General features: G+C 39.6%; 11 protein-coding genes. 4 read left to right on the forward strand and 7 right to left on the reverse strand.

Features of this window, described 5'->3' with window-relative positions:
- The first annotated feature begins 72 nt into the window (after positions 1 to 72).
- Positions 73 to 1,902: a nitrate/nitrite two-component system sensor histidine kinase NarX gene (gene narX / locus HMPREF0693_RS10950; RefSeq protein WP_004245429.1), complete on the forward strand. Its 1,830-nt coding sequence runs from the start codon at positions 73 to 75 to the stop codon at positions 1,900 to 1,902.
- A 1-nt stretch (position 1,903) separates the two neighbouring features.
- Entirely contained in the window at positions 1,904 to 2,557 is a 654-nt protein-coding gene (gene narL, locus HMPREF0693_RS10955; RefSeq protein WP_369744359.1) for a two-component system response regulator NarL, read from the forward strand.
- On the opposite strand, the gene HMPREF0693_RS10960 is transcribed toward narL, so the two are convergent.
- The gene (locus HMPREF0693_RS10960) at positions 2,554 to 3,456 is read right to left on the reverse strand and encodes a LysR family transcriptional regulator (protein WP_004245431.1); all 903 of its coding nucleotides are present in this window, start codon (positions 3,454 to 3,456) and stop codon (positions 2,554 to 2,556) included. The two genes, narL and HMPREF0693_RS10960, sit on opposite strands and share 4 nt — an antisense overlap.
- 110 nt (positions 3,457 to 3,566) lie before the next feature.
- Between HMPREF0693_RS10960 and HMPREF0693_RS10965 the strand changes: the two genes are divergently transcribed.
- Entirely contained in the window at positions 3,567 to 4,007 is a 441-nt protein-coding gene (locus HMPREF0693_RS10965; protein ID WP_004245432.1) for a PACE efflux transporter, read from the forward strand.
- Between the two features lie 31 nt (positions 4,008 to 4,038).
- Here HMPREF0693_RS10965 and HMPREF0693_RS10970 read toward each other — a convergent pair whose 3' ends face one another.
- The 6 genes from HMPREF0693_RS10970 to HMPREF0693_RS10995 all read right to left on the reverse strand — a co-directional run bounded on the left by HMPREF0693_RS10970 (position 4,039) and on the right by HMPREF0693_RS10995 (position 10,797).
- The gene (locus tag HMPREF0693_RS10970; protein ID WP_004245434.1) at positions 4,039 to 4,269 is read right to left on the reverse strand and encodes a hypothetical protein; all 231 of its coding nucleotides are present in this window, start codon (positions 4,267 to 4,269) and stop codon (positions 4,039 to 4,041) included.
- Positions 4,270 to 4,369: 100 nt separating this feature from the next.
- Positions 4,370 to 5,167, reverse strand: coding sequence for a sulfite exporter TauE/SafE family protein (locus tag HMPREF0693_RS10975; RefSeq protein WP_004245436.1), 798 nt, complete (start codon positions 5,165 to 5,167; stop codon positions 4,370 to 4,372).
- A gap of 159 nt (positions 5,168 to 5,326) precedes the next feature.
- Positions 5,327 to 7,072 (reverse strand): acetyl/propionyl/methylcrotonyl-CoA carboxylase subunit alpha, encoded by a 1,746-nt coding sequence (locus HMPREF0693_RS10980; protein WP_036900660.1) that lies wholly within the window; start codon positions 7,070 to 7,072, stop codon positions 5,327 to 5,329.
- Between the two features lie 16 nt (positions 7,073 to 7,088).
- Positions 7,089 to 8,666, reverse strand: coding sequence for a 5-oxoprolinase subunit B/C family protein (locus tag HMPREF0693_RS10985; RefSeq protein ID WP_004252802.1), 1,578 nt, complete (start codon positions 8,664 to 8,666; stop codon positions 7,089 to 7,091).
- Positions 8,667 to 8,747: 81 nt separating this feature from the next.
- On the reverse strand, positions 8,748 to 9,533 hold the full coding sequence (locus tag HMPREF0693_RS10990) for a LamB/YcsF family protein (protein ID WP_004245439.1): 786 nt from the start codon (positions 9,531 to 9,533) through the stop codon (positions 8,748 to 8,750).
- Positions 9,534 to 9,546: 13 nt separating this feature from the next.
- Positions 9,547 to 10,797 (reverse strand): NRAMP family divalent metal transporter, encoded by a 1,251-nt coding sequence (locus HMPREF0693_RS10995; protein ID WP_004245440.1) that lies wholly within the window; start codon positions 10,795 to 10,797, stop codon positions 9,547 to 9,549.
- Positions 10,798 to 11,269: 472 nt separating this feature from the next.
- On the opposite strand from HMPREF0693_RS10995, the gene HMPREF0693_RS11000 reads away from it, so the two are divergent.
- Positions 11,270 to 11,929, forward strand: a complete 660-nt coding sequence (locus HMPREF0693_RS11000; protein WP_004245441.1) for a GntR family transcriptional regulator — start codon at positions 11,270 to 11,272, stop codon at positions 11,927 to 11,929.
- Positions 11,930 to 11,998 lie beyond the last annotated feature (69 nt).

The following is an 11,998-nucleotide window of genomic DNA, read 5'->3' on the forward strand; positions in this document are numbered from 1 at the left end:
ACTCCCTTTGGAGTATATGTTATTTAGCGGTTTTTTAAGGCAAGATAGACCAGATCAAACTGGGAATACATCATGAAAATGCACAACATTCAATGGCATTATCGCTTTTCAATTATTAATCAAATCGCTATTTTAATGTTGCTTTTCACACTATTTGGTGTGGTAGGTATGGCTATTTCTAACCACATTATTTTAAGCGTACAAGGCAATGCCCACGCCATTAATAAATCCGGCTCACTGCGCATGCAAAGCTATCGTTTACTCTCAGCCTTACCCCTTGATGATAAGCACCGTGATTATCTACAAGAATTAGAAAATGATTTAGATAGTAAAGAGTTACGTCAAGTATTAAGCACCTCATCACTGCAATCACAATATGTACAACTGACTCATTACTGGAAAGAGACATTAAAACCGACTTTGTCAGCAGCCAAACAGCCTAATGATGCGAAACAAGAAGTTATCTTTTTTGTTTCTCAACTCGATACATTAGTATCAAGTATTGACCAACTTACTGAACAAAAAATCCGCCTAGTCGCTTATACTCAACTTATCTTTACCGCTCTTACCTTATTACTGCTGTTTGGTTCTGTTTGGCATTTTCGTCGTCGCTTATTACTGCCTTGGCAACAATTGATGTCCATGGCTAATTCTATTGGACATGGTGATTTTTCAACTCGTTTTCGGCCTCGTCCTCACCATGATGAAATTGCCACACTAGGAATTGCACTTAACACCATGTCAGAAGAGCTATCGACGCTCTACAGTGAATTAGAACAACGAGTCATTGAAAAGACCCATGATTTACAACAGAAAAATAAGGTTCTCTCTTATCTTTATCACTCAAGTCAACAACTGCATTCCCAAGCGCCACTTTGCGCTCGCTTAAGGCAGATCCTTGCAGAGCTACAGCATATTATTCCTGATAGCTATTTGCAGATCCGTCTATATGAAGATAATCAACATACATTATTTAATGAGATAAGCTTAGCCCCTTCCTCACGCCCTGAATATTGTCCAACGCCAGACTGTGAGCGCTGCAATGAAGATGCCAGCATCACTACACCGTTAAATAATCGCTTATTACATTGGGAATTGACCGATCAGATCCATCGCTACGGTTTATTCGTAATGCAGTTACCGGAAAATAGTGTACTTACTGACGAACAGAATAATTTAATGCTCTTATTGACTAAGCAAATTTCCGCAATGCTTGCCATGGAGCAACAAAATGAACAGCAACAACAGCTATTATTAATGGATGAGCGTTCAGCGATTGCACGTGAATTACATGATTCGATTGCTCAATCGCTATCATGTTTAAAAATGCAGGTCAGTTATCTACAAATGCAATCTGAAACCTTGCCAGATAACTGTCAAAAACTACTAAAAGAGATGCGAGAAGAGCTAAATGTGGCTTATCGTCAGTTAAGAGAATTACTGACCACATTTCGCTTGAAATTGACAGAGCCTGGCTTATTAGCCGCATTAGAAAATACACTAAATGAATTTAATCAACGTTTAGGGTTTGCTATCCATTTTGATTATCAGTTACCTGCAAAATGTGTTAATTCACATCAAAGTATTCATGTGGTGCAAATTGTCCGTGAAGCATTAAATAATATTCTGCAACATGCGAATGCAAACTGGGCTGAAGTCGCATTAACACTTAATAATGGCATCGTTGAACTGCAAATTAATGATAATGGTGAAGGTATTACGCCTAATCCCGAAAAGATAAATCACTACGGACTGATTATTATGCGTGAACGCGCGAATAGTCTGAATGGCTCTTATAGTATAAGGGTTCGCAAAGAAGGTGGAACGCAAGTATTTGTCACATTTCCGTTAATCACTACCCATAAAGATCCTATCGAAAAGGGAGCAAATCATAATGAATAATATGGGAGCAGTCGCAGACAAAGCGACTATTTTATTAATTGATGATCACCCGATGTTACGCAATGGTGTGAAACAACTTTTAAGTCTTGATACAACATTAACCGTCGTTGGTGAAGCTGGCGATGGTATTCAAGGGGTAAAATTAGCTGAAGAGTTAGATCCTGATTTAATCCTACTCGATCTCAATATGCCGGGTATGAATGGTTTTGAAACACTCGATCAATTGCGATTACGATCGCTCTCTGGGCGGATCGTTGTGTTTAGTGTATCAAACTACAGTGATGATCTGATCACCGCCTTAAAACGAGGAGCGGATGGCTATCTCTTAAAAGACATGGAGCCAGAAGAGCTATTAGCCGCTTTAAAACAAGCAGCCGCAGGGAAAATGGTGGTTAGCCCAACATTAACCCCCATTTTAGCGCAGTCACTGCGAGAAGATCGTTCTGAAGGTGAGCGGGATATAGACCAACTCACCCCACGAGAGCGTGATATTTTAAAGCTGATAGCACAAGGGCTATCCAATAAGATGATCGCACGTAAACTCGATATTACTGAAAGTACGGTTAAAGTACATGTCAAACATCTACTCAAAAAGATGAAATTAAAATCTCGTGTTGAAGTCGCGGTTTGGGTTCATCAACAACGTGTGGATTAATCAAAATTGGGCACAATGGGTTGGTGAATATTCATTAACTCCACCAATTCCTTTGCCCCTTTTTGTAGTGACTCGCCTTTTAACCACATTGCATGTACCGGTAAGCGCAATTCATTTTTAGTATTTTTAAATTGCAGTTGTTTTAATTTTCCCTTTTGTAACTGCGTATAAATCAGCGAATAAGGTAAATTCCCCCAGCCCATCCCCGCTTCAACCATACCTAATGCCATTTGAAAGTTATCTGTTTGCCAGTAATTAGTCGCCACTAAAGAGCGTACATCTCTTATCTCTTGAGTATGGCTGGCTATCATTATCTGTCTTACATTCACTAAATCTTCAATAAATACCCCTGCAGGGTGAGCAAGTGCAATATGACTTGCCGAAATTGTGGCAACTAATGACTCAGAGCCCAAATATTGAAATTGTTCATCGCCATTGACATATAACCCACCATACACGAGACATAATTGGATTTTACGTGCGTGCAGCATCTCAATAATGTCATCTTGCGCCGCGGTTACTACATTCACTTTTAGTAAGGGGTAACGCTGTGTTAACTCAGATAATGCCGGTAATAAATAATCGGGATTAATATCTGCCGCGACGCCAATATTTAATATACTTTCCAGATCCATTGAAAGCTCTTGTGCATGAACCTGTAATAGCTTTAATTGCTCAGCAATCATTCTGGCGTGAGGTTCAAGTGCTTTAGCTTTTTCTGTTGGCCGTGGCTCTCTTGATGAACGCTCAAACAGTGCATAACCTAATTCAGCCTCCATATTAGCAATCGCCATACTGACCGCAGAAGGAACACGTTTTAATGAACGCGCAGCCGCAGAAAAAGAGCCTTTATCCATAACGGCTAAAAATATCGCGATATGTTCACTTGAGAACTGCATGTTAACTCCTGATGTTTCAGTTAAATTGATATTAGCTAACTTTTTCTGTCACTATTACTGATTTATCTTACGATGCTTAACCACACTGATCCACAAAAAAAGAGAGTATCATGCAAGGTATTAAGCGAAAAATTGTCTATGTTACCGCTTATGAAGTATTTGGTTGGGTTATCTCATCGGTAGGACTGGCGCTTTTAGCCGATAGTTCAACCGCTGTTACGGGGCCACTCGCACTCATTATTACCACTATCGCGGTAAGTTGGAATTTTATTTATAACTGTTTATTTGAATTTTGGGAGAGTCGACAAAAGTCGAGAATTCGCACCTTTAGACGCCGTCTTGCTCATGCGGTAGGTTTTCAGCTTACGTTGGTGGTTTACCTTATTCCGCTGATAGCTTGGTGGCTAGGGGTTTCATTATGGCAAGCACTGGTGATGGATTTTGCACTTATTATCATCATCCCTTGCTATACATTTGTCTATAACTGGGTATTTGACAAAATTTTTGGCTTACCAAAATCAGCATTACCCGAAGATGTGCCTGTTGCTTAATAAAGTGATGTAGAAGTGATCGTTATTTCGATCACTTCTCTATTGGATAAATATCTTCTAACGCAAATTGTTCAATCCCACCTTCTAATTCACAGCGCCCTAACCCAATATTTTTATCATCTGCCGTCGTCCTTCTTAGCAATTTACCGGTCACTTGTGATAATGCGCTATCTAACTCCAACACACGATAATATTCCTTCATATAGCTCTCTTCACCCAATGCCATATAAACCAAAAACTCATCGCCGACTTTAATGTTCATATATACCCTTATTTTTCATTATCCTGCTAAATTCAATGATGAAAATTAGTCTAACTAATCATTATCTATTAAAAATTGACTTATTCGATATTACATTAAATTAATTTATTAGTTTCCAACTCATCATAATGATGCTGATCAGAATAAATAACAGAGTTAAATATTGAAAAAAGCGCTCAGATAAATACACCAGTAAATAGCGCGCTAAAGGAATCGAAATAAGTGATCCTAAACAAAGAATGATGGCCGTATGCACATCGGTATAGCCACCAGCACTATAAGCAATAGCAGAGCCACCTGACAAAATTGTAGTAATAAATATAGAACTACCGATCGCTTCCTTAATATTCATTTGTGCAAAACGCATAAGCACGGGTAAGACAACCAATCCTCCACCAACCCCCGTTGCCCCTAAGACAAATCCGGCACTCATACCGGGAACAAAAAGAGAATTCAGAGGAATTGATGAGCTAGGTGCCAATGATGATAACGGATGTGATGATGTGGATTTTTTGAATATTCGTTGTAAAAAAAGGAACATTGAAAAGATAATCGCCACAATCATCAGGATATTAATGCCTAATTCAACCTGCTCATAATATTGAGGTTGTGATCCCAACCAGGTTACCCCATAGCTGGCTAAAAATGTGGCCGGAAACATGATCCCTAAAATCAATAATGCTGGTTTTAATGGAATATTTCCTAAACGAAAATGAATATAAGAAGAGGAAATTTTCATTAACATCGATAATAAATTAGCGGTCGCCACTGCTGCTAATGCATTCATTCCAAATAAATAGATAAGCACAGGTAATAAGATAACACCACCCCCCACTCCCGTTGTGGTGATAACTAAACCTATAGCAGAACCAATAAGGAGTTGAGTGACCAGCAGCATCTAATTTCCTTTTGTAGAAAACATATTCAGTTTCGATTATAAGCAAAATAACTTATAACCAAAAGGAATTAGATATAACAAATAAGAATATAAAGACGGTTATTATAAAAAAGCCTCTTATTGCTAAGAGGTTTACTCGATAATAGTTTGATAACTCAGCTAGTTAATCTCAGCTAATAGACTGTCTGCTGAAAAATAGTCACCGGCTTTCGCCTTTTGCTGCAATACACCATGACAGGTAGCAACCACCTGTACTTCCATTTTCATCGCCTCCATAATGGCAATAACATCCCCTTGATTGACTTTATCACCATCGGATAATAACCAACTATGTAATATCCCTGAAATCGGTGCAGTGACCGCATTTTCCCGCACCTGACACTCTTTGTGCTCGCTAATAGCCGTGGGTATAACGGCCGAGAGAGAAAGTAATTGTGCGGGTAGCGCTAATTGATGACGACGACCATCTATTTCAATAAAGGTACGTACTAGTGGTTCATTTTCTGCTGGTATACTACGAGGAAAATGACTGTTTTTTGCTTGAAAATCGCTTTCAATCCAACGAGTGTGAACACTGAAGTTATCAATAAAATCAGGATGTTCCATCATTTCGCGATGAAAAGGCAATACACTGGCTACGCCTGCGATGTTAAATTCAGCTAAAGCTCGGCGCGCTCTCGCAATGGCTTGTTCACGACTAGCCCCTGTTACAATAAGTTTTGCCATCATTGAATCAAATTGACGTGATACTTGGTCATTTTCCGCCACACCACTATCAACACGAACGCCCGGCCCAGCCGGTTGACTAAATTGGCTAATTAAACCGGGGGTGGGTAAAAAACCTTTTGCCGGATCTTCTGCATTGATCCTAAACTCAAAACTATGACCACGAGGCTCAGGGGTTTCATTAATACTTAACGGTAATCCCTCAGCAATACGCAATTGTTCAATCACTAAATCAATACCGGCTGTTTCTTCAGTCACCGGATGCTCTACTTGTAGACGTGTATTCACTTCAAGAAAAGAGATTGTCCCGTTCGCACTCAATAAAAATTCTACCGTCCCCGCACCGATATAACCTGCTTTAGCACAAATGTCTTTTGCTGATTGATGAATACGTTGCCGTTGTTCATCAGTTAAATAAGGGGCAGGGGCCTCTTCAATAAGTTTTTGATTACGGCGCTGTAATGAACAATCTCGTGTACCAACTACCACGACATTGCCTAATTTATCAGCAATAATTTGTGCCTCAATATGGCGAGGCTTATCAAGAAATTGCTCAACATAGCATTCACCACGACCAAATGCGGTTACTGCTTCTCTTACCGCTGAATGGTAAAGCTCTTCAATTTCTGCCATATGATGGGCAATTTTTAGGCCTCGTCCACCACCACCAAATGCCGCTTTAATGGCGATAGGCAAGCCATACTGTTTCGCAAAATCCAGAACCTCTTTAGCATCACTAACCGGATCAGCAGTACCATTCACCAATGGTGCACCTACGGATTGTGCAATTTTACGCGCTTGAACTTTATCCCCTAATACTTCGATAGTCTGTGGATCTGGGCCAATCCAAAGGAGTCCCGCTTGCTGTACCGCTTTAGCGAAATCAGCTCGCTCAGAAAGGAAGCCATAACCAGGGTGGATCATGGTGGCTTTGCTTTTATGGGCAATTTCAATGATTTTATCTATCGCTAAATAACTTTCTTTCGGTGAGTTACCCTTTAAACCATAGGCTTCATCTGCAAGACGCACATGTAATGCATCTATATCATCATCTGCATAAATAGCAATGGACGTTGCACCATAATCCTGACAAGCACGAATAATACGAACTGCGATTTCACCTCTGTTAGCAATCAACACTCGATGCTTCACTCGTTGCTTTTGGTTAGTTGTTATCATGAGTGGCATACTCCTATCAATATTCTTGAAATAAAGTAATTGGGTTAAAACGAATTTTAGCGTTAATAGGGATTTGCCCCGCCAATGACAGATGGTATTCGGCAACTGCCCCAATTACGGGGTATCCTCCAGTGAGAGGGTGATCATGAAGAAATAATACCGGTTGACCATTAATCGGTACTTGTATGGCGCCAATGCAAGTTCCTTCACTCGATAACTCTTGTTGTTGCTGACGTTCAAGCGATTTATCCCCCAATAGACGTAATCCGATACGGTTAGATTGTGGTGTCACTTGCCATAATTGTGAGGTTAATGTTTTTATCGCATCTTCTGTAAACCAATCCGTACGAGGCCCTAACACAATATCAAGGGTAACGATATCCTCTTGCTTTGGTAAACTGAAACTCGGTTGCTCTTGGCTAATAATGCCCGTTGATGCGTTATCATCGTTTAGATGAAGAATATCGCCATTTTGTAAGGCTCGAGGGCCAATCTGAGCTAAAGTATCAAACGCATAACTACCTAACACTGGGCTTAATTCAAAACCCCCTCTCACTGCCAGATAACTACGAACCCCCGCTGTAGGTATTCCTACTGTGATTTCATCTCCACTACGTATATCAATAGTTTGATAGGTAGAAAAAAAGGCTATATCTCCGGTCGTTTGTTTTAAGCTGATCGTACAATCTGCACCTGACAGCGCTATGACACAGTCTTGTTGCGCTTTTAGTATTAATCCACCTTGTGTTATTTCTAATGCTGCTAATGAAGGCGGGTTTCCCACTAAGCGATTCGCTGCATGTAACGCACATTTATCAAGTGCTCCTGATGCACTAACCCCCATTGATGCAGCACCTAAACGCCCTTCATCTTGAAATAAGGTTTGTAGACCTGCGGAAATAACATATAGCCCTTTATCCTTGTTAAAGGATAAAGCATTAATAGATTGTTTTTTCTCAGGTAATGAAACCGTCACTGGCGCTTTTTGTACATCAACAAACTGTACAGTATCACCAGGTAATAAAAATGCCGGCTGTTCACGTGAGAGATCCCACATTTTTATCTCTGTAGTACCAATTAATTGCCAGCCACCAGGGCTTTGCTGTGGGTAAACACCGCTAAATTCTCCCGCTAATCCTACAGAGCCTGCGGGGATACGTGTACGTGGTGTTTTACGTCGAGGAACATAAAGCTCAGTTTTATCAGCAATTAAATAAGCAAATCCCGGTGCAAACCCCGTAAAAGCAACTTGATAAGTTTGTTCTGTGTGTCTGCGGATCACCTCTGTCGCAGTGATCCCCAATAATTCAGCCACCTCATGCAGATCTTCTCCTTGATAATGAACGGGGATTGTTAATAAGTGACTTTGACGCATCGCGATCGCTTTTATCTCGATATTGCGCAATATTGCCACTAACTCTTTCGCCGTAATTAACCAAGGTACATATTGGATCAATAGTGTTTTTGCCGCAGGAACAATATCTTCTATCTCAGCAATATTGGCTTGCTTAATTGCTTCATAAAACGCCAATGTCTCTTTTAATGAAGTCAACTCAACTAATATGTGAGATAAATTAACAGGTAAAAAGCGCAAAATACGCCTCCCTTTTATTGCCAATAACGGATCGGGCGGCTGCTGTAATAGCATCAGGCGTTGCTTGCATAAAATAAGTCATTACGCCTCCTTTATTCCTATTGCAGATGTGAAAGGTTTTATCGCAATACCGTGTGTTATTAAGATCTCTTTGACACTTTTTGCGAGATTAACCGCATCAGGACTATCACCATGAACACAAATAGAATCCGCCTGTATAGCAGTAAAAGTACCCTCTATCGATTCAACGCCCCCTTTTTGTACTAGCTTTAACATACGCTGAGCCACCAATTGAGGATCGTGTAATACTGCCCCCTCTTGTTTGCGCGAAACAAGTGTGCCATCAGCATGATAAGCTCTATCAGCAAAAGCTTCGGCAACAACACGTAACCCTTTCTCTTTCGCAAGTGTGATCAGTGGCGATCCCGCTAAAGCCACTAATATAAGTTGTGGATCAATAGCTAAAATAGCTTCAATAACCGCTAATGCTTGGCGTTTATCATGAGCAATGGTGTTATAAAGCGCACCATGAGGTTTAACATAAGTCACCTTCATACCGACAGCTTTTGCTAAACCTTGCAAAGCGCCAATTTGATAAATGACATCAGCGGTTAATTCATCACTGGCAATATCCATATTGCGTCGCCCAAAACCCACTAAGTCAGGATAAGCAACATGAGCACCTATCGCGACTTGATGCTGTTTCGCTGCTTTTAATGTTTTTAAAATGCCTTCTGGTGAACCGGCATGAAAACCACAAGCAATATTGGCACTGCTGACAATTTCAAGCACTGCAGCATCATTGCCCATACGCCATTGACCAAAGCTTTCACCTAAATCACTATTTAAATCTACCGCTTTTATCATCGTTATTATTCTCTTAAGCAATATTGAGGTAATTGAAAATAGCGCCAACAGACATGATCCCCATATACCAAGTCAAAGCGCAGACTAAAATTGCCGACCATTGCAACCACATTGGATATTTATAGCCATTCATAAGATCTTGACGACGCCATGCAACAAAAATAAATAACGTCATACCAATAGGTAAAATCAATCCGTTGAAGCCACCAGCAAAGACTAATAAGGCAGCAGGAGCTGTTCCCATAACCATATAAATTGCCAATGAAATAGCGATAAAAATAATGGTAGCAATATTGCGTTGACGCTCTGTAATACCCTTTTTAAACACGGTTATAAACGACATAGACGTATAAGCAGCACCAATCACACTAGTCAACGCAGCTGCCCATAAAATAAGACCAAAAATTCGTAGTCCAGTTAAGCCCGCTGCATGTTGGAATGCTTGAGAAGCAGGATTAGCCGCATGGCTGGAAATATCTAGTGTCACTCCACTTGCGACAACACCTAAAATTGCTAAAAATAGGATATAACGCATTAATCCAACCACTAATATCCCTTTAGTTGCCGCACTAGATACCGCATCGATATTTTCAATACCTGTTGTACCTTTATCGAGCAGACGATGTGCTCCTGCATAACAAATATAACCACCAACCGTACCTCCGACGATGGTTGTTATAGTGGCAAAATTAATCGTATTAGGCAGTACTGTTTGTTTTAATGCTTCACCTATAGGAGGATTGGACGCAAACATTACAAAAAGTGTTAATAAAATCATCACGATGCCAAGAACAATGATCATGCGATCAATAAAATGACTTGCTTTGCGTGAAGAGAAGATATAAATCGCCAGTAAAGCACTTAAAACCCCACCCCATTTAGGATCCAGTCCTACCATGGCATTAAGCCCTAAACCAGCCCCAGCAATATTACCGACATTGAATACCAAACCACCAAAAATAACCAATACAGCTAATAAGTATCCACTACCGGGAATTGCCTTATTCGCAATATCAGAAGCGCGCATGTTAGTCACGGTAATGACTCGCCAAATACTTTGTTGCACAACAAAGTCAATGACGATAGAAGCTAATATCCCAAATGCAAAGGCTGCTCCCATCGTCGCTGTAAAGGTAGCTGTTTGCGTAATAAAACCTGGACCAATTGCAGATGTAGCCATTAAAAAAATAGCTGCAATTAATGATGAACGCCTATTTTTTATAAATGATGGTGATGTTGTATTCACAGGATCTTGTGTAGCCATAACTGGCCCCCTTTTATCATAATTATTTTAATTATTATTGCTTAGGTAAGTAGTAAGGCAATTAGCATGCCATTGTTGAGCACGGAGTAATAATTGTTAATCAATAGATATTAGATTGTTGAACAATTAATAATAATAGATGAATAAATAAGCAAATAGATTTAAATATACGATGATAAAAGTGCCAACAAGATCTCATTTTTAACATTTTATTGACATTTGAGTGAGGGAATAAAAAATAGATATGCCCCAAAATAGCGCATAAAAAAGAGTTATGCGCAAAATTGGTGCATACATTTTGGCATCAAATACAGTTGATAATATAAAAATTTATTAATGATTTTGTTAACTATTTTTAATAAAAACAAGGATAAAGAGAGTGAGGAAACTAGCACAGTTGTATATTAGAGGTTATATATTATATAGCTGACTGTTAGAATAGAGGCTTCTATTACGTTTATAGCAGAAGATAATGCAGAAAAAAACATCACCACAGATCCTTTGCCAAAAAATCGCTGATATTATTCGCCAAAAAATTACTATCGGCGAATTACCTCCAGGAGAGAGGCTTTCAGAAGCTACTTTAAGCGAGCAGCTTGAAATATCTCGTAATACATTAAGAGAAGTATTTCGTATATTAACCCAAGAAGGCCTATTAACCTATAAACCTAATCGTGGTGTGTTTGTTTCTGTACCAGATATGGCATCAATTATGGATATTTATCGCGTAAGAAGGCTGATTGAATGTGATGCTTTACGACATGCCTATCCAATGCACCCAGCCATTTCCCGCATGCAAGATAACGTTAATCAAGCAAAAATGTTTCAACAACAAAAAGATTGGAATAGCGTTGGAACCTGTAATATGCATTTCCATACCGCTATCGTCGAGCTTTCTGATAGCCCTAGGTTATTTAAACAATATCAACTTATTTTAGCAGAATTACGATTAGCCTTTGGTTTACTCAATGATCCCCAGTTATTACATGCTCCTTATATTGAGAAGAATGAGCATATTTTAACGCTATTGATGAATGGGAAAGCGCAAGAAGCGGCAATCGAAATGGAAAGTTATTTAGAAATATCCGAGCGAACCGTATTAGCCGCTTTTTCTCGCCACAACATCTGTTAATATCAACGAAAAATAGATAGTAAAATTGCCCTCATCTAGAGCATGCTTAAATTCACAGGATTAGTTTTC

It is taken from the genome of Proteus mirabilis ATCC 29906, from assembly GCF_000160755.1.
In the GTDB taxonomy this organism is placed as follows: Bacteria; Pseudomonadota; Gammaproteobacteria; order Enterobacterales; family Enterobacteriaceae; genus Proteus; species Proteus mirabilis.

What these genes read in the sequence shown, in the direction of transcription:
- narX (WP_004245429.1), top strand. Translation starts at nt 73, where the DNA reads ATGAAAATGCACAACATTCAATGGCATTATCGCTTTTCAATTATTAAT.
- narL (WP_369744359.1), top strand. Translation starts at nt 1,904, where the DNA reads ATGGGAGCAGTCGCAGACAAAGCGACTATTTTATTAATTGATGATCAC.
- HMPREF0693_RS10960 (WP_004245431.1), bottom strand. Translation starts at nt 3,456, where the DNA reads ATGCAGTTCTCAAGTGAACATATCGCGATATTTTTAGCCGTTATGGAT.
- HMPREF0693_RS10965 (WP_004245432.1), top strand. Translation starts at nt 3,567, where the DNA reads ATGCAAGGTATTAAGCGAAAAATTGTCTATGTTACCGCTTATGAAGTA.
- HMPREF0693_RS10970 (WP_004245434.1), bottom strand. Translation starts at nt 4,269, where the DNA reads ATGAACATTAAAGTCGGCGATGAGTTTTTGGTTTATATGGCATTGGGT.
- HMPREF0693_RS10975 (WP_004245436.1), bottom strand. Translation starts at nt 5,167, where the DNA reads ATGCTGCTGGTCACTCAACTCCTTATTGGTTCTGCTATAGGTTTAGTT.
- HMPREF0693_RS10980 (WP_036900660.1), bottom strand. Translation starts at nt 7,072, where the DNA reads ATGATAACAACTAACCAAAAGCAACGAGTGAAGCATCGAGTGTTGATT.
- HMPREF0693_RS10990 (WP_004245439.1), bottom strand. Translation starts at nt 9,533, where the DNA reads ATGATAAAAGCGGTAGATTTAAATAGTGATTTAGGTGAAAGCTTTGGT.
- HMPREF0693_RS10995 (WP_004245440.1), bottom strand. Translation starts at nt 10,797, where the DNA reads ATGGCTACACAAGATCCTGTGAATACAACATCACCATCATTTATAAAA.
- HMPREF0693_RS11000 (WP_004245441.1), top strand. Translation starts at nt 11,270, where the DNA reads ATGCAGAAAAAAACATCACCACAGATCCTTTGCCAAAAAATCGCTGAT.